The 20,523-nt window shown below is 34.7% G+C and carries 27 protein-coding genes and 1 pseudogene; 16 read left to right on the plus strand and 12 right to left on the minus strand.

Going from position 1 to position 20,523, the window contains the following annotated elements:
• Positions 1-189: 189 nt before the first annotated feature.
• From QUF93_RS09000 to QUF93_RS09025, 6 genes are all read left to right on the plus strand, one after another.
• A complete protein-coding gene (locus QUF93_RS09000; RefSeq protein WP_289358529.1) occupies positions 190-570 on the plus strand; it encodes a GntR family transcriptional regulator in 381 nt (126 codons plus the stop codon).
• Complete coding sequence (locus QUF93_RS09005; RefSeq protein ID WP_289358530.1) at positions 567-1,265, plus strand: ABC transporter ATP-binding protein; 699 nt, start codon at positions 567-569, stop codon at positions 1,263-1,265. Before QUF93_RS09000 ends, QUF93_RS09005 begins: the two co-directional genes overlap by 4 nt.
• Positions 1,262-2,056: an ABC transporter permease gene (locus QUF93_RS09010; protein WP_289358531.1), complete on the plus strand. Its 795-nt coding sequence runs from the start codon at positions 1,262-1,264 to the stop codon at positions 2,054-2,056. Before QUF93_RS09005 ends, QUF93_RS09010 begins: the two co-directional genes overlap by 4 nt.
• Before the next feature lie 14 nt (positions 2,057-2,070).
• Positions 2,071-2,973 (plus strand): ABC transporter ATP-binding protein, encoded by a 903-nt coding sequence (locus QUF93_RS09015; RefSeq protein ID WP_289358532.1) that lies wholly within the window; start codon positions 2,071-2,073, stop codon positions 2,971-2,973.
• Positions 2,973-3,749: an ABC transporter permease gene (locus QUF93_RS09020; RefSeq protein WP_289358533.1), complete on the plus strand. Its 777-nt coding sequence runs from the start codon at positions 2,973-2,975 to the stop codon at positions 3,747-3,749. Before QUF93_RS09015 ends, QUF93_RS09020 begins: the two co-directional genes overlap by 1 nt.
• Before the next feature lie 367 nt (positions 3,750-4,116).
• A complete protein-coding gene (locus tag QUF93_RS09025) occupies positions 4,117-5,133 on the plus strand; it encodes a CPBP family intramembrane glutamic endopeptidase (RefSeq protein WP_289358534.1) in 1,017 nt (338 codons plus the stop codon).
• A gap of 37 nt (positions 5,134-5,170) precedes the next feature.
• On the opposite strand, the gene QUF93_RS09030 is transcribed toward QUF93_RS09025, so the two are convergent.
• Positions 5,171-5,353 carry a DUF3913 family protein gene (locus QUF93_RS09030; protein WP_098546348.1) on the minus strand — a complete coding sequence of 61 codons (183 nt, stop codon included), beginning with the start codon at positions 5,351-5,353 and terminating at the stop codon, positions 5,171-5,173.
• 168 nt (positions 5,354-5,521) lie between these two features.
• Positions 5,522-5,974 carry an Lrp/AsnC family transcriptional regulator gene (locus QUF93_RS09035; RefSeq protein ID WP_002117396.1) on the minus strand — a complete coding sequence of 151 codons (453 nt, stop codon included), beginning with the start codon at positions 5,972-5,974 and terminating at the stop codon, positions 5,522-5,524.
• 125 nt (positions 5,975-6,099) lie between these two features.
• On the opposite strand from QUF93_RS09035, the gene QUF93_RS09040 reads away from it, so the two are divergent.
• The 3 genes from QUF93_RS09040 (at position 6,100) to QUF93_RS09050 (ending at position 7,565) form a co-directional block, all read left to right on the plus strand.
• Positions 6,100-6,510, plus strand: coding sequence for a carboxymuconolactone decarboxylase family protein (locus QUF93_RS09040; RefSeq protein WP_289358535.1), 411 nt, complete (start codon positions 6,100-6,102; stop codon positions 6,508-6,510).
• Between the two features lie 13 nt (positions 6,511-6,523).
• Positions 6,524-7,087, plus strand: coding sequence for a cysteine hydrolase family protein (locus QUF93_RS09045; RefSeq protein WP_289358536.1), 564 nt, complete (start codon positions 6,524-6,526; stop codon positions 7,085-7,087).
• A 79-nt stretch (positions 7,088-7,166) separates the two neighbouring features.
• Positions 7,167-7,565 carry an SseB family protein gene (locus QUF93_RS09050; protein ID WP_289358537.1) on the plus strand — a complete coding sequence of 133 codons (399 nt, stop codon included), beginning with the start codon at positions 7,167-7,169 and terminating at the stop codon, positions 7,563-7,565.
• A gap of 28 nt (positions 7,566-7,593) precedes the next feature.
• Here QUF93_RS09050 and QUF93_RS09055 read toward each other — a convergent pair whose 3' ends face one another.
• Positions 7,594-8,514 (minus strand): S66 peptidase family protein, encoded by a 921-nt coding sequence (locus QUF93_RS09055; RefSeq protein WP_289358538.1) that lies wholly within the window; start codon positions 8,512-8,514, stop codon positions 7,594-7,596.
• Between the two features lie 70 nt (positions 8,515-8,584).
• Between QUF93_RS09055 and QUF93_RS09060 the strand changes: the two genes are divergently transcribed.
• Positions 8,585-9,721, plus strand: a complete 1,137-nt coding sequence (locus QUF93_RS09060; RefSeq protein WP_289358539.1) for an NAD(P)H-dependent flavin oxidoreductase — start codon at positions 8,585-8,587, stop codon at positions 9,719-9,721.
• A 17-nt stretch (positions 9,722-9,738) separates the two neighbouring features.
• Here the strand turns inward: QUF93_RS09060 and dltD are convergent, their stop codons facing one another.
• The 5 genes from dltD to QUF93_RS09085 form a co-directional block, all read right to left on the minus strand.
• The gene (dltD, locus tag QUF93_RS09065) at positions 9,739-10,914 is read right to left on the minus strand and encodes a D-alanyl-lipoteichoic acid biosynthesis protein DltD (RefSeq protein WP_002117410.1); all 1,176 of its coding nucleotides are present in this window, start codon (positions 10,912-10,914) and stop codon (positions 9,739-9,741) included.
• The gene (gene dltC / locus QUF93_RS09070) at positions 10,911-11,150 is read right to left on the minus strand and encodes a D-alanine--poly(phosphoribitol) ligase subunit DltC (protein ID WP_002011622.1); all 240 of its coding nucleotides are present in this window, start codon (positions 11,148-11,150) and stop codon (positions 10,911-10,913) included. Before dltC ends, dltD begins: the two co-directional genes overlap by 4 nt.
• 67 nt (positions 11,151-11,217) lie before the next feature.
• Entirely contained in the window at positions 11,218-12,384 is a 1,167-nt protein-coding gene (gene dltB, locus QUF93_RS09075; RefSeq protein ID WP_002117413.1) for a D-alanyl-lipoteichoic acid biosynthesis protein DltB, read from the minus strand.
• Positions 12,381-13,895 (minus strand): D-alanine--poly(phosphoribitol) ligase subunit DltA, encoded by a 1,515-nt coding sequence (gene dltA / locus QUF93_RS09080; RefSeq protein WP_289358540.1) that lies wholly within the window; start codon positions 13,893-13,895, stop codon positions 12,381-12,383. Before dltA ends, dltB begins: the two co-directional genes overlap by 4 nt.
• A gap of 12 nt (positions 13,896-13,907) precedes the next feature.
• A complete protein-coding gene (locus tag QUF93_RS09085) occupies positions 13,908-14,054 on the minus strand; it encodes a teichoic acid D-Ala incorporation-associated protein DltX (protein WP_002011626.1) in 147 nt (48 codons plus the stop codon).
• Between the two features lie 359 nt (positions 14,055-14,413).
• On the opposite strand from QUF93_RS09085, the gene QUF93_RS09090 reads away from it, so the two are divergent.
• The 5 genes from QUF93_RS09090 to QUF93_RS09110 all read left to right on the plus strand — a co-directional run bounded on the left by QUF93_RS09090 (position 14,414) and on the right by QUF93_RS09110 (position 17,476).
• Entirely contained in the window at positions 14,414-15,583 is a 1,170-nt protein-coding gene (locus QUF93_RS09090; RefSeq protein WP_289358541.1) for an amidohydrolase, read from the plus strand.
• 233 nt (positions 15,584-15,816) lie between these two features.
• Positions 15,817-15,981 (plus strand): hypothetical protein, encoded by a 165-nt coding sequence (locus tag QUF93_RS09095; protein ID WP_164881586.1) that lies wholly within the window; start codon positions 15,817-15,819, stop codon positions 15,979-15,981.
• Positions 15,974-16,420, plus strand: coding sequence for a flavodoxin (locus QUF93_RS09100; protein WP_289358542.1), 447 nt, complete (start codon positions 15,974-15,976; stop codon positions 16,418-16,420). Before QUF93_RS09095 ends, QUF93_RS09100 begins: the two co-directional genes overlap by 8 nt.
• A 24-nt stretch (positions 16,421-16,444) precedes the next feature.
• Positions 16,445-17,218: a hypothetical protein gene (locus QUF93_RS09105; RefSeq protein WP_289358543.1), complete on the plus strand. Its 774-nt coding sequence runs from the start codon at positions 16,445-16,447 to the stop codon at positions 17,216-17,218.
• 96 nt (positions 17,219-17,314) lie between these two features.
• Positions 17,315-17,476, plus strand: coding sequence for a hypothetical protein (locus QUF93_RS09110; RefSeq protein WP_002149564.1), 162 nt, complete (start codon positions 17,315-17,317; stop codon positions 17,474-17,476).
• Here QUF93_RS09110 and QUF93_RS09115 read toward each other — a convergent pair.
• Positions 17,473-17,640 (minus strand): annotated as a pseudogene (locus QUF93_RS09115) (aminoglycoside phosphotransferase family protein); the annotation flags it as partial. The gene QUF93_RS09110 and the pseudogene QUF93_RS09115 sit on opposite strands and share 4 nt — an antisense overlap.
• Before the next feature lie 257 nt (positions 17,641-17,897).
• Between QUF93_RS09115 and QUF93_RS09120 the strand changes: the two are divergent.
• Positions 17,898-18,395, plus strand: coding sequence for a DAPG hydrolase family protein (locus QUF93_RS09120; RefSeq protein WP_289358544.1), 498 nt, complete (start codon positions 17,898-17,900; stop codon positions 18,393-18,395).
• A 256-nt stretch (positions 18,396-18,651) separates the two neighbouring features.
• Here the strand turns inward: QUF93_RS09120 and QUF93_RS09125 are convergent, their stop codons facing one another.
• From QUF93_RS09125 to QUF93_RS09135, 3 genes are all read right to left on the minus strand, one after another.
• Positions 18,652-18,801 carry a hypothetical protein gene (locus QUF93_RS09125; RefSeq protein ID WP_002149552.1) on the minus strand — a complete coding sequence of 50 codons (150 nt, stop codon included), beginning with the start codon at positions 18,799-18,801 and terminating at the stop codon, positions 18,652-18,654.
• A gap of 18 nt (positions 18,802-18,819) precedes the next feature.
• On the minus strand, positions 18,820-18,993 hold the full coding sequence (locus tag QUF93_RS09130; protein ID WP_289358545.1) for a 2-isopropylmalate synthase: 174 nt from the start codon (positions 18,991-18,993) through the stop codon (positions 18,820-18,822).
• 76 nt (positions 18,994-19,069) lie between these two features.
• Positions 19,070-20,428, minus strand: coding sequence for an MATE family efflux transporter (locus QUF93_RS09135; protein WP_289358546.1), 1,359 nt, complete (start codon positions 20,426-20,428; stop codon positions 19,070-19,072).
• Positions 20,429-20,523: the final 95 nt, after the last annotated feature.

The raw sequence follows: 20,523 nt of genomic DNA on the forward strand, positions 1-20,523 counted from the left end.
TATAAGGTTATATGTGAATTCAAACGATTGAAACTATAATTAGAATAGATTTACTTATATTTTATTACAGGAAGGCAGTGTAACGAAAAGTTACACTGCCTTTTTATTACATTTTATTTGTAAGTATTTACATATATTCTGTTCTAGTGTACTATTTAACTAATACACTAATACGAAAGGAGGGAAGAAATGAAAATAGAGTTTTCTCCAAATACACCAATTTACATTCAAGTAATGGAATACATAAAAAAAGAAATTGTAACGGGGCATTTATTGTCTGGCGATAAAATCCCCTCCGTACGTGAATTAGCGAGTGAATTACAAGTAAATCCAAATACGATTCAACGCACATTTCAAGAGTTAGAACGTGATGGTGTTGTTGTAACACGTAGAGGAATGGGACGATATGTAACAAATGAAGGGGAGAAAATCATGGAGCTGCGCAAAGACATGGCGAAAGAATTACTTCACTCTTTTATAGATGGAATGGACAATTTAGGTTTTTCAGAAGACGAAATTCTTTCAATTCTTCGTTCTTCATTAAATGAGAAAAAGGAGGAGAGCGAATGACAGAGCTATTAAAAATAGAAAACTTATGGAAGAGATATGGATTGAAAGCGGTGATTCGTGAATTAAATATAGAGATTAAGGAAGGGAAAATTATAGGGCTTGTTGGAGATAACGGGAGCGGGAAAACGACGTTATTGAAAATGATTGCAGGTCTGCAGCACCCTTCTGAAGGTAGTATTACAATAGCTGGTAAGAAGGTAGGATTAGAGACGAAAGAAATTGTTTCCTTTATGTCCGATAAGCCAGTCTTTGATGATTGGATGACTGTAAAAGATACTTTATTTTTCTATAGAGATTTTTATAAAGACTTCGATATTCAAAAAGCGGTAGATGCGATCGCTGAATTTAAAATACCGTTAGAAGAAAGAATTACAGCATTGTCAAAAGGGATGATCGAGAAGCTGCAAATCATTTTAACATTTTCTCGAACAGCGAAGTTATACGTACTGGATGAACCGCTGGGCGGGATTGATCTTGTTTCTAGAGAGCACGTATTAGAACTTATTTTACAGTTTTATCGCGAAGATTGTACCATTTTAATTGCAACACATTTAATCGGAGAAGTTGAAAATATTTTTGACGAAGTAATCTTTTTAAAAGATGGTGAAAGTGTACTTCACGAAAATGTAGAGGAGTTACGTTTCCAACGAGGAAAAGCGGTTACAGATTTGTTTAAGGAGGTGTTTAGTAGATGAAGGCCAGTTTAATATATATGTACAATGCGAATAAAAAACAGATTTTTATTTTATTGTTGTCATTTATATTCATTGCAGCTGTTGCTTTTGTAAGTATGGGGAATTATATTAAACAAGAATCTGGAGAGGTAAGGCAAACAATTATAATTGCTTTAGTTATCTTAGTATATATAATTTTTGCAGTATTAATATTTCTGCAGGCGATGTCTGCGTTTGGGAAAATGACTGAAAGTACATTATTTCGATTAACACCGATATCTGGTAAAAAAATTGTTTTAGCAATATTGTCATATGCAGCAATTAACTTAATGGTTTTTGAAGTAATAGGGACTATTTTTCTATATAGTATTTCAATGAAAGTAATAAAAGGTACAGAGCTATATGGAATGTTATTTACCGAAAGTACGCTCACGCTAAATATATTCAAGCAGTTATTTAGTAGTGTGTTATATGTATTTAATTTATCAAGTATACTACTTTTCTTACTTTTTATAGTAGCTAGTGTTAAAATGTTTTCTTTGAAAAAGAAGAAAATGGAATATACAATTGTTTTCTTTTTATTTTTACTAGTAACGAAATTAACAAGTGTGATATATGGAATGCTAGGCGGGCTTGCACCTACATCTTCTTTTATAACAAAGTTAGTTTATATAGATGAATCAACGGATGTAAATCTGATACTATATCCAGAAAAGCTTATGAATTTATACAGTATTGCTTTTTCAATCGGTATATTTGTTTTACTTGTTTATATAACAGGTCGCATAATCGATAAAAAACTAGAAGTCTAAAGGAGGAATCAGCATTGGGAAATGTAGTAGTGAAATTAGAGAATGTTCGAAAAAAGATTGGTGGAACAGAAATTATTCGCGGTTTATCATTTGAGGTTCGCGAGGGAGAAGTATACGGGTTCCTTGGGCCGAATGGTAGTGGTAAGACGACGACAATTCGTATGATGACAGGTCTTATTTCGATGACAGAAGGAGATATTACAATTTGTGGTCATAGTATTCGTACAGAGCGTGAAAAGGCGTTAGAACAAATTGGAGCGATTGTAGAGAATCCGGAACTATATGATTATATGACTGGTATGCAAAACTTGAAGCATTTTGCAAACATGGCAATTACCCCTATTAGTAAAGAGCGCATCGCTGAAATTGTAAAGCTTGTTGAATTAGAGCATGCAATTCATAAAAAGGTAAAAACATACTCACTTGGTATGAAACAACGTTTAGGAATTGCACAGGCGTTACTTCATCAGCCGAAGATTTTAATTTTAGATGAACCGACAAATGGATTAGATCCAGCTGGTATTCGTCAAATTCGTGACTATTTACAACGATTAGCGAAAGAAGACAATATCGCTGTAATCGTATCAAGTCACTTACTAAGTGAAATTGAATTAATGTGTGATCGTGTTGTTATTATAAAGCAAGGTGAGTTCGTACAAGAGTATAACTTACATGAAAAAACGAAGCATGATGAAACAGTTGTAGTCGCATTTGAAGTAGATCAAGTTCAGAAAGCGAACGAAATTATTAAAGGTAAAGTACAAGGAAATGTAGCTGTGACATCTGTAATGAAAGAAGAGATTCCGCAAATTGTAAAACAGTTAGTGAATGCGGATGTACTTGTATATGGTGTTACTGTACAAAATAAAACGCTAGAGGATGAATTCTTAGCGATTACAGGGGGAGTGAAAGCGTAATGTTTAAATTAATTCAAAATGAATTTTTAAAGTTACATGCGAAAAAAGGTATGTACATTTTAATAGGTGTAATTGCAGCATTGGAGATTTTGGGAGTTTTAGCGATGCTGAAATGGGGAGGAGGACATGAGTTTAAAGGATCATATGTAGATTTTGCAAGTTCAGAGATTGGTTTAATTACCTTATTTGCAACAATTTTTGGAATTACGATTGCTTCTCGTACAATTACTGATGAGTTTCAAAAAGGTACAATTAAGCAGTTATTAATCCGTCCGAGAAAACGAATTACAGTTTTGTTCTCTAAATATATGACAGTGTTACTTACTATATTATTTATCATATTTGCTAGCACGTTAATCGCAATGATTATTGGCGGAATTGTAATGGATGGTAGTAAAACAGAATTAACGTTAGGAATCGTAATGAAGTCTATTTTATATCAAGTACTTTCACCGTTCTTCTTTGCAACGCTTGCATTTTTCTTAGCAAATGTATTTAGAAATTCTGTATTGCCATTAATTATTACGATGTTCCTATTTTTCTTACAAGGAGCAATTAATATGGTACTAATGATGTTTGCAAAAGGTGTAGCGAAATTTGTGGTGTTTTCCCATTTGAATTTAAGTGTTTACGACAGTAATAAATTAGTAAGCGGTGGAATGGAACCACCATTTACAGAATTTACGTTTACAACTTCATTATTACTTGTAGTTGCATACCTTGCTGTATTACTTGTAGCATCAAGTGTATTATTCCAAAAACGTGACGTATTATAATAGAAAAAGTCCCCGTGTTAACGGGGATTTTTATTAAACAGTTCTTTCTTCAATCGTTTTAATAGATATATTGTTTGAAAGTATCTGAGAAAAATAGGGGTATTTTCAACTATGTTCATATTGTAATTTAGTTATTCGGCCATTTGTGGGAGAAGAGCTACCCATAAAGCACTGAATAAAGTTTCACTTTATCCCGCATTAACGGGCAGTAAAACTCCCACCTCAAAATTCGGCTGGAGCAAAGAAGTTAGGTGGGAGATCAACTGCCCATAAAAGCCCGATTGGTGCGGGCTAATAATCAGTGGGGGATGAACAAAACCCCCACTGATTAAAGTTTCACTTTATATCATCTCTGGAGGTGTTCAATATGCAATATGCATTTTCACGTATAAGAATGCGTAGTTTTTTTGGATGGATGATTATAGGGATGTTCCTGACGATGATTCCATTAAGTTTATCAGGTGCTTCTGACAATACGATAGAGTTCCTGTCACAAATATCAATATTTTTCGTATTTCCACTATTGTGGCTATATTTAAAAACAAGTAAAAATAATGTTGTTTTTAAAAGTTTTTTTGATAAGCCCGGACGTTTACATTGGGGGTTAATTGTATTAGCAACGATAATGGGAATGATTTTTTCAGTCGGTATATCCCAAATTCAATTTTATATTTTAGCACATACTTTACCTGATTTCTTAGTTACCATGTTAGAAGATGGAAATGTAATTAATACGAGTAACATATACATGACGATATTTACTTTCATTTCAGCATGTGTATTAGCCCCAATAATGGAAGAGGTTATTTTTAGAGGGTTTTTCTTACAGCGAATGGCTTACAAATGGGGGATTAAACGAGCGGTTATTATATCCTCTCTTATTTTTGGACTAGGACATTTTGATGTTATCGGTGCTTTCATGTTCGGTGTTATTATGTGCCTTCTATACATAAAGACAAAAAATATATGGATGAATATTGCTGTGCATGCTCTAAATAATTTGGTTGCAACGAGTATGCAATTTGTAGGTGGAGATGGAAGTGACGCAATCTCGATTACTGAATTACAAGTACAAAGTAATTTATGGATCGGCATTGGTCTTACGATTATCGGTTTATTATGGTTAATTCCTTTTACTTGGAAACAATGGCGTACTGTAAAAGAAGTAGGTGTGCCACCAATTCGCTTAATAAATGAAGAAAAAGTGGGGAATTTATCACGGGAAAATGAAATGTATAGCCAAGTTATACTAACGAATAGATTGATGGCGGTGGAACTGCCAGATGAGGCTGTCAACCAGCTCAAGTTAGAAGAAAATGAGTATGTAACAATAGCTGTAGAAGAAGATAAGATTATTATAAAAAAGGCGGATTATAGGCCGTGAAAAAGTAGCTCTCCGGTATGAAAAGGAGAGCTGCTTTTTAATTTGTAATAATTTCTACACGGAAGTTATTTCCATTTTTAACGTATTTAATATCTGTAACGATCCGAACTGTTTTTAGAAGTTCAACTTTTTCACCAATTCGAGGGATGGTTGGAACATTGTCCCAAATACCAAGCAAATCATCTAAGTGTGCCGTTTTTTCATAAAACCAGATTTTCAATGTAAGGCCCCTTTCTCGAACTTTATGTATTTTAATACATAATATATTATTTTTATTCTTTTTGTAAGGGGTTTTTTATCTTTTTGTGAATAAAGTGAAACTTTAATCAGTGGGGGGCTGTTCATCCCCCATTGATTATTAGCCCTCACCAATCGGGATAAAAATTAATTAATCTTCTGGGAAGATATGTTCAATGTCCGGAGTAAGAGCTACTTCTGATAATACGATATGAGAAACTGTCGTTGCATATGAAGAAACATCATTGATAAATTCTTCAAGTTCAACGAGTGAAGGAACAGAGATTTTTACAATGTAGCATAAGCTTCCTGTTACTCGGTAACAAAAACTTGCAGATGGATAAGACTGAATAAACTGTTGCATACGTGTTGTATCACCATTTTTTAAAGTGATTTCTAAAATACAATCTAAAACAAGTCCTGCTTTTTTATAATCGATATCGATTGTGTATTTTTGAATAATTCCTTCACTTTCAAGTTTACGAACACGTTCTGTAGTAGACGGAGCCGATAAGTTTACTCGTTTTGCTAATTCGCGCATCGAAAGGCGACTATCATTATATAATTCATTTAAAATTTTTCGATCAACACGGTCTAATTGCATTTGTAAATATACCTCCAGTAAAATGATAATTTTTGTAAAGAAAAATTATAAATTAAGATTCATATGAAATGTAAAGTGAACTTTATTTATTTTACAATAAAAAAGAAGGGAATAGGAGGAAAATGATGGAGAGAATTACATTATCAAATATAGGAGATACAAAGTTTCAAAAATTATTAGGGCATAATCCGGATATATTAAATTCGTGGAGTACGTTAGAAAATACACTGTATAGTACAGGGACCCTTTCCGCAGAGTTAAAGGAGCAAGTAAGAAGAACATTAGCGTTTGGGAATGAATGTTCGTACTGTATGGCAAAGGGAAAGCCGGATGATATACAAAAGATAGAAGAAATTAGCGTAGCCGTTACTTTTGCACATGCATTTGTTCATGACCAAAAGGCGATAGATGATAATATGTTTCATATATTAAAACAATATTGGACTGAAAAAGAAATTGTAGAGCTTTGTGCCTATATTTGTTTTCTTACTGCGTCACAACAACTTGGTTTTCTGTTTCAATTACAGCCCAATTAACTAGGAGGATAGTATGCTTAATCAAGCAGCACTTATAATCATTGATGTACAGGAAGCATTCAACTTACCGTACTGGGGCACAAGGAATAACCTTTTTGCGGAAGAAAATATGAAAAGTTTGTTAGAAGAATGGAGAAAAAGAGAATTACTAGTTATTCATATTCAGCATGTGAATAAAGAAAATGTGGAGTCGATGTTTCATCTAGATGCAGAAACAGTACGTTTTAAAAAAGAAGTGAGGCCATTACCAGGTGAGATTATTATTCAAAAGGTTGTTAACAGTGCATTCATTGGGACAAATTTAGAAGAGATATTACGAGTAAAAGATCATACTTCTTTAGTAATTGTAGGATTAACGACAAATCATTGTGTGGAAACTACAACACGGATGGCAGGTAATTTAGGGTTTACAACGTATTTAGTGAGCGATGCGACGGCTACTTTTAATCGTACAGGTCCAGACGGGGTAGAGTATAGTGCAGAGGCTATTCATAATATGACACTTGTAAATTTACATGAAGAATTTGCTGCTATTGTGACGACGAAAGAAATATTAAAAACTATTTCGATAAAATAATTGCAGAATTATGTAGAAAAAAATAAGAATATTTCGTATAATCTAAGTATAATCATTTTGAAAATAGGGGTGGCATCATATGAAGCAAATTCCAGTAAAGAAAATAGAAGAAGTACTCGTTTTAGCAGGGGATGATAAACAAAAGCAAAAGGAATTTTATGAATTGCTCTTAACAACGGAGTTTTATGTTGCTGGTTCATTAGAAGCAGAGGACGGGGTAACAGAAGGCACACTTCGTTTACGTCATTTCCAAGGAGAAGGTAGATGGATCGTTCCATTCTTTACACAATTGGAATTTGTAAAAGATGTGTTGCCAGAAGGGACACCCCTTATTACGATACGTGGAAGAGAATTATTTGGTAGCATCGAGAAAGATGCGACAGCTGTATTAAATGTTGGGACAGATATGAGTAAAACATTTATTCCAGAAGAAATCGCAGATATAGCATCAGGACGAATCTTTAATTATTATAAATAAAAGGAAAAGCCTTAGCAGCTTTTCCTTTTTAATTTGAACAGGGAGTGGCTATACCAGAAGAAATAGAAACAGTTTTGTTATTTGTATTTATTGTTGCTGTAGCTCCGAGGGGAATACCGATATTTGGGCTTATATGTCCAATCGGTAAACCGAATAACACAGGTATATTATATGGCGTGAAATATTCATATAATATTGTTTGCAATGATTGGGACGGTTTAGAAGGGGTGCAGTCGTGACAGCTTGTAAAAATAACACCGCTGCATTCATTAAACTGTCCAGATAAAAGTAGTTGATTTAACATCCGATCAATTCGATACGGTTCTTCACCAATATCTTCAAGCAATAAAAGTTTATTTGCCGTATTTATCTCATAGGGCGAGCCAACTATACTTGTTAACACAGTTAAATTCCCTCCAACTAATGTGCCTGTAGCTGTACATGGAGAGGTAGGTACGATACATTCTGATGCGTATAAGATAGATGAATACGGATGGAATAGTTGATTAAAAGAAGATAAAGAGAGAGAATCTATACCTTTTCCTAATTCCTCAATCATTGGACCATGAAAAGTTACAAGCTCTGCATAACGTGAAAAGGCAGTATGTAAAGCCGTAATGTCGCTATACCCCCAAAAGATTTTTGGATTCTGTTGAATGATTTCATATTGAATGTGAGGGAGGAGACGAGCACTTCCGTAACCGCCTCGTGCACAGAAAATTGCTTTCACTTCATTGTTGGTAAAGGCTTCATGTATATCATCAAGACGAACTTGATCATTTCCAGCTAAATATCCATACTGTTCATAAACACTCTTCCCAATTATTACGGATAAACCCATCTCCCTTAATACGTTCACACCTTTTAATACATTCTCAAGTGTTGGTGGGCCAGACGGTGCAATAATCATTACAGTGTCACCTTTTTTTAACGCATTTGGATAAATCATTGTATTCCCTCCCTTTCTTTCAATATATTCGCGTACTGATGGTTCAATCCTTGTAAAAGGAGGGGAAAGCATGTCATATAAAGAAGCTATAAGGAAAGTAGGAGGGAAAATGATGTTTACAAGCCGAGTTACAGAGATATTACAAGTGAAGAATCCTATCATTCAAGCGGGGATGGCAGGTACCATTACAACGCCAAATCTCGTTGCAGCTGTGAGTAATGGCGGAGGATTAGGTACGCTTGGAGCTGGCTATATGAGCCCAGAACAAATTCGTGAAGCGATTTATAAGATAAGGGAGTTAACAGATAAACCATTTGGCGTTAATTTACTTTTAGCAAAAGAGGTACAGATAGAAGAAGAGAAGGTAAAAAGGGCGAAAGAATTACTTAGTGGAGTGAATAGAGAATTAGGTATAGAGGAAGAAGATGTATTAAAGCTTCCAACAAGCTATAAAGAACAATTACAAGTGCTATTAGAGGAAAAGGTACCAGTCGTTAGTTTTGCATTTCAAACGTTAGAACAAGAAGAAATAGATGCTTTGAAAAGGGAAGGGATAAAAGTTATCGGAACAGCTACCCATGTAGCTGAAGCGAAAGCACTTGCCGAGTTAGGGGTAGATATTATCGTCGGGCAAGGTAGCGAGGCAGGAGGGCATAGAGGAACGTTTATTGGGAAAGAACAAGATGCGATGATTGGTACATTTGCATTAATCCCGCAATTAGTAGCGGAGGTACCTCATATTCCGATTGTCGCAGCAGGTGGTGTAATGAGTGGGCAAGGGCTTGTTGCGGCATTTGCGTTAGGGGCAGAAGCTGTTCAAATGGGATCAGCCTTTTTAACGAGTGAAGAAAGTATTACCCATGAGGTGTATAAAGAAGTGATTTTACATAGTACAGATACGAGTACAACGGTAACCCGTGCGTTTTCCGGGAAATATGCACGGGGTATTCGTAATAAATTTATAGAGAAACATGAAGGAAGAGAAGGGGATTTACCGATGTATCCAGTGCAAAACGTATTAACTTCAAAAATACGCCAAGAAGCAGCGAAGCAAAATAAGGAAGAATATATGTCTCTTTGGGCGGGACAAGCATCATCGTTAGCACGAACGGAATCAGCTCAGCACGTAGTGAAACGTGTCATGAATGAAGCGGAGAATGTAATAGAACAATTAAAAAATGTATATAGAAAAAGACCACTTGAATAATTCAAGCGGTCTTTTCGTTAGTTTGCTTTATAAAATTGTTGGATAGCTTCGTCGATGTAAACCCAGCCTTTCCAACCTAAGTGCATATGATCTTTTAAGAAGTACTTATCATATTCATGATTTGAGAAATCAGCAATTGGATAGCCAGCTTTCTTAATTTGCTCATGAACTTTATTGTAGTATAATTCGCGTTTTTCTTTTGGGAAGCCAGCGTAATCATACCAAGGACCTTTTACAGGGACAGAAATGAAGAGCGGTTTTGCGCCAGATTGTTTTAATAAATCAAGTACAATTTGTAAATCTTCATACTCTGGTGATTGGTCATAAGCATCATTTTTTAAGTAACCTTCACGTTGCTTTAATTTCTTCTTAATTTTGCTATTGAAGTAATCATCTTCGATACCATATTCGTTAGATCCTGATTCTAATGCACCTGTTTGATCAGCATGCTTACGAGCTTCTTCCCAGTTCATTTGTTTCAATGATGGATCAAGCTTTTCTTTATGCGGTTTAATATCAAACATAACTGTAAATAAATCTTTACGATCTAGAATGTTACGATAAATATAAGCGAAAGGTTTAGCAGCAAGTGCTTTTACTTTATACTTTGTATCATCGTAGGCGATACCTTCAAGCGAAATTTTTAATAAAGTTTCTTTTTTAACAATCTCAAAGTTTAATAAGCGTTTTGCAATTTGTTTTTTCATTTCAGGTTTTAAATCATCGTTGAAAATGAAGTGGTAACCTTGTTGTTTTGAAAAGTTAGGTGCAAAGTGTGTCTCATCAATACCTTGTGGTACAAACCATTGTGGAGAAAGAACGAATATCATTTTCTTATCTTTCAATTGATCCATTGTAGATGCGAAGTTTAATACATGTACAAGGTCTTGTGTTCCGCCGCGTCCAAGTAGGAATGGTGTGAATCCTTCAGGCTTTACTTTGAAATAATTCGATGGATGGAAAGCATCCATACGTGCGAATTCCGATGAACCGTACATCGGAAGGTATTTCGGGTCTGCTAACATCTTTTGCTGTAAAATCATACTTTGAATCTTTTCTTCTTTTAAAGAAGTCGCAGCTTGTTCTACTTTCTCATCACTTAAAAGTGGGAGTAGGAAGCGCGTAGGAATAAGTAAGAATACAGCAAAAAGGGCCAATGCTAAAAGCATCGGACCAAATTTTGCTTTGTTCATCGGATTTCTTCCAACTTTTTAATAACCATATTTGGTGTAGCCCACTCATCGCGGTCAAAATCAGAAATAGAAACTTCAATCTCTAAACGCTCTTGGAATTCAACTAATAAAGATACTACAGCGAAAGAATCAAGAATACCTTCTTCAAATAATTGAACATCTAAGTTTTCTTTCACAATATCGTTTTCACATACTTCTTCTAAAATATCTAATACTTGCTCTTTGAATTCTGCCATTTTTAAAATCTCCTTTATATCCGAATATATTATATGTGCAACTTCTTAATGGAATAAGAAGGGTGCATTAAAAGTATCTGTTAAGGTGTCCAGAGAAAATTAGGAAACCGAAACATACAACGTGGAACGTAATTACAATCGCAAGGACATGTGTAAATTTATTGTTTGGCCAAAACTTATGCTTCTTGTTTTTTCGTTCGAAAATATCGAACAAGATAAACAAGGCAGCGTGATAAAGACCATAAATAATGTATTGATACACATGCTCACCAGTAATATGCCATATTCCCATGATGAAAAAGTTTAAAAATGCACCGATATACGAAATTGTGTAACGGTTTTTAATTAGCTTTTTCTTCGTTGCGAAAAAGACGAAACGCATGTAAATAAAGTCACGGAACCAGAATGATAAACTCATGTGCCAGCGATTCCAGAAGTCTTTAATGTTACGACTAATAAATGGTTTATTAAAGTTTTCTGGAGTTTTAATTCCCATCATATAACTTACACCAATTACAAATGAGCTATAACCAGCAAAGTCGAAGAATAAATATAAGCTATAGCTATACATGTAAATCATATTTGATAGGATTGTATCTTGCTGAGCAAATGCCGGATCCATAAAATATTGCTTTATTAAGTAAGCAATAATAAATTTATACAAGAAACCTTGGAAAATACGATTTAGCCCTGTATATAGTAAATTTTGATATTCTTCTGCACTAGGTGGCTTTTGAATATCTTTTTGGAATCTGCGGTAACGATCGATAGGTCCTGTTGAGATAGCCGGGAAGAATAAAACGAATTCCCAAAAATTAAAGAAGGAAAGTTCTTTAATTAAGCCATCACGAACTTCAAATACCATTTGTACTGCTCTAAATGTTACATAGGACATTCCTAAAAATACAACAAACTTTAGCTCAGGTACAAACGGTGCGATTTTTGCCAAAATAAGCGGTAAAATCGATAAAATAACAGCTATACAAAACGTGAATGTACTATTATTTTGTTTTCTTAATATTAAATAGCCTTTAATAAGGGCATATTGCCAAATAATAAATGCGGCTAACATGATTGCTTGCTTCGGTTTATCAGAGAAGATAATAACAAGCATTACTAATGTTAAAACGGCATTATATTTACGCAACATTTTACCTTTTAATCCAGCTATGATAGTAGGTATTAATAAAATGCCCACTATAGCGAAAAAATAAAATGATCCATATGCGGTCATGCTGTAACCTCACTCAATAATTTTTTGCGATCTACCTTTCCATTTGGTGTCATTGGAATAGAAGAGTGATACATGAATTTACGTGGAATCATGTAATTTGGTAATCGCTCATTGAGTTCTTTTTTGATTGCAGAGGTTAATTTGAATTCTTTTTCAAATGAATGCTCTCCAGGAACAACAACCGCTAATAAATAATCGTATTTTTCACCTTTTTTAATTGGAACAACAACTGCTCCTTCTACGTAAGAACATGCGCGAAGATGATGTTCGATTTCTTCTAATTCCATTCGATAACCATGAAGCTTAATTTGGAAATCAAGACGACCATTATAGAATAGAAGACCATTTTCTACATAGCCAGCATCACCTGTTTTATAGGCGCGCTCACCATCAATCATGGTAAATACTTTTTCTGTTAATTCAGGACTTCCTAAATAACCAACGCTTACACTTGGTCCAACAATTACGATTTCACCTTTTTCACCGTCAGGTGCAATCGTACCATCTTCTTTCACAATAAGAAGGCGGCAGTCTGATTTACAGTAGCCGACTGGAAGAGATTTGTATTTATCTACAATTTCTTCTGTAACGTGAATGCCTGTTACAGCAACGGTAGCTTCTGTAGGACCGTATGTATTCATAATTGTTGCTTTTGGGAAACGCTCAATTAATTTTCTAGCTACTTCATTTGGTAACACTTCACCGCAGAATAAGAATGTTTTCATGTTTGGTAGCATACTTTCAGAGAAAGAGGCTTCCATTAAACACATTTCTGCGAAAGATGGTGTCGAAGTCCATACTTGTATATCCGATTGCTCTAAAGAAGCAAACAAGTCTTTTGGACGTGCAATCATGTCTTTATCGATTGCCCATAGTGTACCACCCGTTACTAACGATGGGTAAATATCCATCACAGATAAATCGAATGAGAAAGGTGCTTGATTTAAGAATACTTGTCCTGTTTGTAAGTTGAAATCTTCAACAGCCCACTTCGTAAAGCTAACAAGGCAATTATAAGTAATCTGAACCCCTTTCGGATTACCTGTGCTTCCTGATGTGTAAATAATGTAGAAGTTCTCATCGTCTTTTACCGCATGTTCAGGATTTGGAGTATTCCCTTTATGAGTAAAGAAAATATCTTTTAAGTTATCTTCACTTGCAATGCGAACTGGTAAGTCCGTTACCGTTACTTCTGCCCCTGATAACAGTAATTTCGCACCAGAACTTTCAGCAATACGTTGTACACGATCAGCTGGAATAGATAAATCTACAGGAATGTAAGCATGCCCAGCTTTCACACATCCTAAAAAGTTAATAATCATTTCAGGCTGCATATGGCCATAAACCATAATTGGTGAACGATCATCTGGATACTCAGAAGAAATCCAATGTGCTAACGCATCAGAATCTTCCTTTAATTGTTTATACGTAATTTTCGCATCTCGCCAAACAAAAGCGGTTTGATCAGGCGTTACTTCAGCCCACTTTTCAATTTGTTCTAATAACTTCATAACGTTCCCACCCTAAAATTCGTTGTAAATAAATGTACTTGTGTTTGTATCATGGAATCCATACAACCAAAGCAATGCAAATAAAATTGCAAGGTAATAAACCGTCTTTGCAACCCATTGTGTGAGTGGTTGAGACCATATCTCTTTTAATCTTTCCATGTCTTTCCCTCTCTTAATGAAATAATAGCTCTTTGTAGGTATCATGTCCTACATTATTGTGAAAAAAACGAAATTCCACATTTTAGGTAAAAATAAGACAAAAGGCTCTTTTCTGATATTAGCACTAAATACTAAAAAAGAAAATCCCTAACTTAGCAATTATATTACATTCAGCATGAATTTGTAATGGGTTTGTCATGTGAAAAGAAAGTGGATTGTATGAATACATAAAAGTGGATTGTGAGAAGGCGTGAAAATATAATATTTGTTTTGTTATTCCTGAATTGGAGTGGGCTAATAATCACGGGGTACTTAGTACATTTTCAAGGTATAGAGCCTTTTAAAAGGAGGGAATTATTATGAAAAGAGAGTGGAGGAGTTTTATTTCAGAAGAAAATATCATTAAATGGAGACGGTATTTCCATAAATATCCAGAATTATCATTTCATGAAAAAGAAACTTCGCAATTTATATATGATACATTATGTTCATTTTCTTATTTTGAAGTAACAAGACCGACTAAGTATAGTGTACTAGCCATTAAAAGGAGCGTGAAAAAAGGAAAAATAGTTGCTATTCGAGCGGATATAGACGCATTACCAATTCAAGAAGAGACACTAAAGCCATATGGATCGGTTAATAAAGGTGTCATGCACGCATGCGGGCACGATGCACATGCAGCTATTTTATTAAGTACAGCAGAGACGATAGCAAATATGAAGGAAGATTTTGCAGGCGAAATCCGTCTGTTCTTTCAGCACGCAGAGGAAGTGTATCCCGGTGGCGGACAAGAAATGGTGGAGGCCGGTGTTATGGACGGCGTCGATTATGTAATAGGTTTGCACGTTATGTCTGGATTAGAAAGTGGGAAGGTAGGAATTGTATATGGCCCTATGATGGCAGCACCAGACGTATTTACAATTGAAATTTTAGGAAAGGGCGGTCATGCGGCACGACCAGAAGAAACGATAGATCCTATTGCTATCGGAGCACAAATTATTACAAATTTACAACATATCGTATCAAGAAATACAAGTGCTTTCATGCAAAGGGTAGTTTCAGTTACGCAGTTTCATGGGGGAACGGCCGATAATATCATTCCAAACAAAGCAGCTTTAATGGGAACTGTTCGATCTTTTAATCAAACATTAAGAGAGGAAGCAAAAGAGAAAATTGAGCAAATTGTGAAAGGAATTACAGAAGCACATGGAGGGGATTATACATATACGTATCGTTACGGATATGATCCAGTTGTTAATAATGAGTACATTACGAAAATAGTAGAAAAAAGTGCGATAGAATTGTTCGGAAATCAGCGTATTGTGCATCTTGAACCTTCTATGGGAGGAGAAGATTTTTCAGCGTATTTAAGAAAAGCACCTGGTTGTTTCATTAAATTAGGAACAGGGAATAAAAATATTGATACTTGTTATCCACATCATCATCCGAAATTTGATGTAGATGAATCAGCTTTAATTTATGGAGTAGAATTATTTTTAGAAACAACGATAAGATTACTAAAATCATAGAAAAGTATAAAAAAAAGCAACTGCGCTCTATCGCAGTTGCTTCTATTTCTTCCGTCAGAGAGGGCTGAGAAAGAACTATGCTCATTTATAGTATATGAATAGCTAACGGACAAGCTTGTACATTTTAACTATTTTTTAAAAAATAGTCATTGACTTTGATAATCAATTTCAATTAATCTAATAGTATAATCGGAATTGATAATTATTATCAATGAAACGAATGAGGAATCTTAATGAGAAAAACATTTCACCTTTTACGAAGGGGATTAAAAAATAAAGATGTTGATAAGCATATTGAATGGCAACGAAATATAATTCGTTCTGAATATGTAGATGAGAAGAAAATAATTCAAATAGAAAAAGCGATACATAGTAAAGGGAGAGATTCAGTTGAGTAAGTTAGTAATGATTTTTGCAAGTATGAGTGGAAATACGGAGGAAATGGCTGATCATATTGCGGGTGCAATTCGTGAAACAGAAAATGAAATTGAAGTCATTGATATTATGGATTCACCAGAAGCTTCTATATTAGAGCAATATGACGGTATTATTTTAGGTGCTTATACTTGGGGAGATGGTGATCTTCCTGATGATTTTTTAGATTTTTATGATGCAATGGATTCTATTAACTTAACTGGTAAAAAAGCAGCAGCATTCGGTTCTTGTGATTCGGCTTATCCGAAATACGGGGTAGCGGTTGATATTTTAATAGAAAAGCTGCAGGAGCGCGGGGCAGCAGTTGTGTTAGAAGGATTGAAAGTAGAATTAACGCCAGAAGATGAAGATGTAGAAAAATGTTTACAGTTTGGAGCTGAATTCGTAAAACACCTTTCTTAATGGCAGAAGGGAGATGAAGAGCAATTGCATGAAAAAATCGCAATCAAAACGATGACAGATTACCATTTGTATGATTTTATGCGTTGTCCACACAAATTTTATTTCCGTCATATAAAAAGAAGAGAACCTTCTTCATTTGAATGGCAACAAATAGCACAAATGATTGTGAATCAAATTATTAATGAATATTACACGCTACCTGCGGGCCAACAAACGAAAATTGTACTTTTAATATTAATAGAAAAGTACTGGAAAAAAGTAAGGATTAATATGTTTGCTTCAAAGGCGGAGTACTATATTGTTTTAGCGAAGTTAACTGATCATTTATTACAGTTTGTTGAAAGAGATGAGAGTCAGGCGCCGCCGTTATTTTTATATGAGAAGTTTCAAACATATATGGAAGAGTTAGGTGTTCATATTTCATTGACATTTGAAGTTGGTGAGTGGAGTACAGAATCATTTACAATTAAAAAGTATGTTATTGATGCAAATGAAGAAATGCTAGCTCTGTGTCAGAAGTTAATGACTGTGTTTAGTTATAAAGCTTTCGGCATTCTTCCAGGAAAAATCGAAGTGATTAATTTAATAGAAGGAACTAAGTATGAGTACGTTCCAAAACAGGAAGATATTATAACTGGAATGGATGATTTATTTAGAATGAAAGAAATGCTGCAACAACCTGAGCACTACACAGAGCGTAATGTTCGTTCTGAGTGCATGAGTTGTGCCTTTCGTAGCGAATGCCAAGTAGAAGAGGCAAAAGAGGAAACATTGCAGAAGAAAAATATCGTACATTAAAGGATGCAATTTTGCATTCTTTTTATTATTGACATGAAAAGCTTTTCATCATTTACGGTATATTTGTAGAAAATTTTATAAGGGGAGGAATAATCAATGAAAGATGAAACGAAAGTATTTCAATGGTTAAAAGAACAAAATGCTCCTTTTGGAATTCAACTGCAAATTTTACAGGCGTTTCAATTGTATAAAGTTATTGTTGAAATGGATAAAAAGTTAATGATGTATGAGGAGAGAGAATATAGGGAGAGAATTTAATCTCGTCCCTGTAATATCGCTTGCAGTTGTTTTACACTCTTGTTTATTTCTATTTCGTTATTTGTCTCAATGTTATAGATGAGGTTATGTAGTAAAGGGCTGTATTGATAAAAACTAGTGATGCGGTGAATGAGTAATGGATCGTGGTGAGAAATAAGTGTACTGTTTATAAGAGCCCATAATCGTTCCTCGTTTTAGGGTATTCTACCTTATGATATCGGAATTTTCTTTCTATATGTATCACTTTCACTTTGTTTTTGTAAATTTTTTCCCTCCTGAATTTTTTTAGACATATTGTTATAAAATGTTCAGAATGCAACAGATCAGCTATTTCTGTTTATTGAACACATACGATACCCATACTATAATACTTAATATAAATAACCAACACTGTGTTGGTTAAAAAACAGGAGGTATAGAAATGAAAAACCAAGTATCACTAGTAGTTGAACATAAATTGAATGGCGTAACACCAGAAATGATTGACTGGTGGTGGGATAATATTGATACTCCTGAGCGATATAAACTATGGCATCCAGAAGAACATGTTGATTTTAAGTGGTTAGTTGACCCTAAAGTACATGGGCATGTAGGAGCCATATCAGTTTCAATCGAATCTGCGGGGGATGGAGTGGAATTTCCACTAAGGATTAGATGGGAAGATTCTAAAAAATGTCCTATAAATACCCATTACAGCCATGTTTTAATGGGTTCATGTTTAGATGATAATGACGATGTAATTTCACAAGTAATACATCAATACGAAAAATCCGAGAATGGTACAGTAATGACTTCTACATTCATTTTCCCGAAAGGATTACCACCATTTATTAATCTAAGTGGTTTATATAAACACAATGTAGAAGAAATGAGTCAGTTCAGTAAATTTTTACCGGAACTTTTTGAAGAAAATTTGTAAGGCAACTTAACAGCTTTACTTTTAATAAGTGACTAACTAGAAAATAAATCGGATCCCACCATTTTAGATAGGACTAAAATGGTGGGATCTTTTTAATATCAAATTAATCACTTTCCACTTTACTTCTTTTGGGTAATGTACTCTTCCCTTCAAACGAAAAACACCTCCGCTGAATTTACATACTTAGTATGCGAATTCAACAGAGGTGTTTTTTTATGTACTACTATTCGGGCTCACTTCAAAGAGCAGAGGGATCTTAAAGATTTTCATTTTGTTGACCAAGTTCTTTTTGAGCAATGTATAAATTTCCTTGTTCGACTTGTTTCAATGTATGAACAGAATCTCCTGCATATCCTTTTTCCGTTTTCACAGTTCTTTTTGAACGATTGGATTCTTGTTTCTTCATATAATATGTCACCTTTCCTTAAAAATAGACGAAAATGATGAGTACGAGTAATACAGCAGCGAAAATGGTAATGCCCATTAAAAACGAAGTGTTTTTATATTTAGGTGGCTTATGTATATCTTGCCGATATCCAGGTGAGATTTCAGGGGCGAATTCTTCATCGAATGATTGATTTTTTTCTTTTTCGTCCATATGTATCCACCTTTCTTTTTCATTATGTTATACGTTATAAGAAAAAATATGCATAAAGAAAACAGCCGCTCTATCTTTAGCGGCTGTTTTGTGTTGTATATTTTCGTTGTACTTGAAAGAGACGGATAAGTAGGAAGCTCGCGCCAAACGCTAAACCGATAATAAGACCAATCCAATAACCTTTCGCTGCCCAGTCAGTATACGTTGCGAATATGTAGCCAAGAGGTAGACCTATTACCCAATAAGCAATTAATGTCATAATTAAGGCAACGTTTACGTCTTTATAACCACGAAGTGCTCCTTGTACTGGAGTTGCAATCGCATCTGAAATTTGAAATAAAATCGCAAATATAAGAAATTCTTTTGCTAAATGATGAACTTGTACATCTGTCGTATAAATAGAAGCAATTTCATCATCAAAGAAATAGAGAAGAATCGAATATAAAAGGGCGAATGCAAGGGCTAAGCCAATGCCGATAAATCCATATTGTTTTGCATTATTGTAACGTTTTGCTCCAACTTCGAATCCAACCGCGATGGTCATTGCCATTGCTAAACTTAGCGGAGTCATATATAACAAGGAAGCAAAGTTCATAGCTGCTTGATGTGCTGCAATTGTTGTCGTACTAAAGTTACTCATCATAAGTGTTACCGCAGCGAAAATACTCGTTTCAAAAAAGATAGCAAATCCGATCGGGACGCCAAGTTTTAGGAATTCCTTCCAACTTGCAAGAGAAGGACGATATAACTGTTTAAAGACATGGAAAGATGCGAAAGGTTCTTTCGTACGAATAATAATGACTGTAATAATTAAAATGCACCAATATGTTGCTGCAGAAGCGATTGCCGCACCAACACCACCGAGTTTTGGAAAGCCGAAGTTACCAAAAATTAATAAGTAATTTAATACTACGTTAATTGGTAATGATAGTAATGTAATAATCATCGTTGTTCGAGTTTTTCCTAATGCATCAATAAATCCTCGTAAGACAGTGTAAGTAAATAAAGGGATAATTCCAATTGCGATGATACTTAAAAATTGTGCTGCAATACGTTCTACAGGTTCTTCTAAGCGCATGCCATTTAAAATAGGTGAAACAGCGAAGAAACCGATAAGGATGACAACGAAACTAGCACAAATTGCTAAATATACTGCTTGTATAACAACGTGGGGAACATCCTCTTTTTTCTTGGATCCAACGAGTTGTGCAACAATAGGAGTAGTAGCCATTAAAATTCCTGTTAATCCTGTACTAACTGGAAGCCATATACTTGTTCCGATAGCTACACCTGCTAAATCAATAGGACTTGCATGTCCAGACATTGTCGTATCAAAAAAGCTCATCGCAAATAATGACATTTGCGTTACAAAAATCGGGAAAAATAGTAAGACAAATTGCTTTAACTTTTGTGAGAATGAAGTAGTTTCTTTCATAAAATCCCCTTTCCGATAAAAACCAAACTCTTCCTATCATACAATTTAATCAAAAAATAGAAAAGAAATACGCGCATGCAACATATGAAATCAAT

Origin of the sequence: Bacillus hominis (assembly GCF_030348325.1) — a bacterium.
In the GTDB taxonomy this organism is placed as follows: Bacteria; Bacillota; Bacilli; order Bacillales; family Bacillaceae_G; genus Bacillus_A; species Bacillus_A hominis.

Coding starts and splice junctions, on each gene's coding strand:
- QUF93_RS09040 (WP_289358535.1), top strand. CDS start 6,100: ATGGAGAGAATTACATTATCAAATATAGGAGATACAAAGTTTCAAAAA.
- QUF93_RS09035 (WP_002117396.1), bottom strand. CDS start 5,974: ATGCAATTAGACCGTGTTGATCGAAAAATTTTAAATGAATTATATAAT.
- QUF93_RS09045 (WP_289358536.1), top strand. CDS start 6,524: ATGCTTAATCAAGCAGCACTTATAATCATTGATGTACAGGAAGCATTC.
- QUF93_RS09000 (WP_289358529.1), top strand. CDS start 190: ATGAAAATAGAGTTTTCTCCAAATACACCAATTTACATTCAAGTAATG.
- QUF93_RS09010 (WP_289358531.1), top strand. CDS start 1,262: ATGAAGGCCAGTTTAATATATATGTACAATGCGAATAAAAAACAGATT.
- QUF93_RS09055 (WP_289358538.1), bottom strand. CDS start 8,514: ATGATTTATCCAAATGCGTTAAAAAAAGGTGACACTGTAATGATTATT.
- dltD (WP_002117410.1), bottom strand. CDS start 10,914: ATGAACAAAGCAAAATTTGGTCCGATGCTTTTAGCATTGGCCCTTTTT.
- QUF93_RS09025 (WP_289358534.1), top strand. CDS start 4,117: ATGCAATATGCATTTTCACGTATAAGAATGCGTAGTTTTTTTGGATGG.
- QUF93_RS09110 (WP_002149564.1), top strand. CDS start 17,315: ATGAAAGATGAAACGAAAGTATTTCAATGGTTAAAAGAACAAAATGCT.
- QUF93_RS09090 (WP_289358541.1), top strand. CDS start 14,414: ATGAAAAGAGAGTGGAGGAGTTTTATTTCAGAAGAAAATATCATTAAA.
- QUF93_RS09050 (WP_289358537.1), top strand. CDS start 7,167: ATGAAGCAAATTCCAGTAAAGAAAATAGAAGAAGTACTCGTTTTAGCA.
- QUF93_RS09095 (WP_164881586.1), top strand. CDS start 15,817: ATGAGAAAAACATTTCACCTTTTACGAAGGGGATTAAAAAATAAAGAT.
- dltA (WP_289358540.1), bottom strand. CDS start 13,895: ATGAAGTTATTAGAACAAATTGAAAAGTGGGCTGAAGTAACGCCTGAT.
- dltB (WP_002117413.1), bottom strand. CDS start 12,384: ATGACCGCATATGGATCATTTTATTTTTTCGCTATAGTGGGCATTTTA.
- QUF93_RS09130 (WP_289358545.1), bottom strand. CDS start 18,993: ATGGACGAAAAAGAAAAAAATCAATCATTCGATGAAGAATTCGCCCCT.
- QUF93_RS09120 (WP_289358544.1), top strand. CDS start 17,898: ATGAAAAACCAAGTATCACTAGTAGTTGAACATAAATTGAATGGCGTA.
- QUF93_RS09135 (WP_289358546.1), bottom strand. CDS start 20,428: ATGAAAGAAACTACTTCATTCTCACAAAAGTTAAAGCAATTTGTCTTA.
- dltC (WP_002011622.1), bottom strand. CDS start 11,150: ATGGCAGAATTCAAAGAGCAAGTATTAGATATTTTAGAAGAAGTATGT.
- QUF93_RS09020 (WP_289358533.1), top strand. CDS start 2,973: ATGTTTAAATTAATTCAAAATGAATTTTTAAAGTTACATGCGAAAAAA.
- QUF93_RS09005 (WP_289358530.1), top strand. CDS start 567: ATGACAGAGCTATTAAAAATAGAAAACTTATGGAAGAGATATGGATTG.
- QUF93_RS09125 (WP_002149552.1), bottom strand. CDS start 18,801: ATGAAGAAACAAGAATCCAATCGTTCAAAAAGAACTGTGAAAACGGAA.
- QUF93_RS09060 (WP_289358539.1), top strand. CDS start 8,585: ATGTCATATAAAGAAGCTATAAGGAAAGTAGGAGGGAAAATGATGTTT.
- QUF93_RS09085 (WP_002011626.1), bottom strand. CDS start 14,054: ATGGAAAGATTAAAAGAGATATGGTCTCAACCACTCACACAATGGGTT.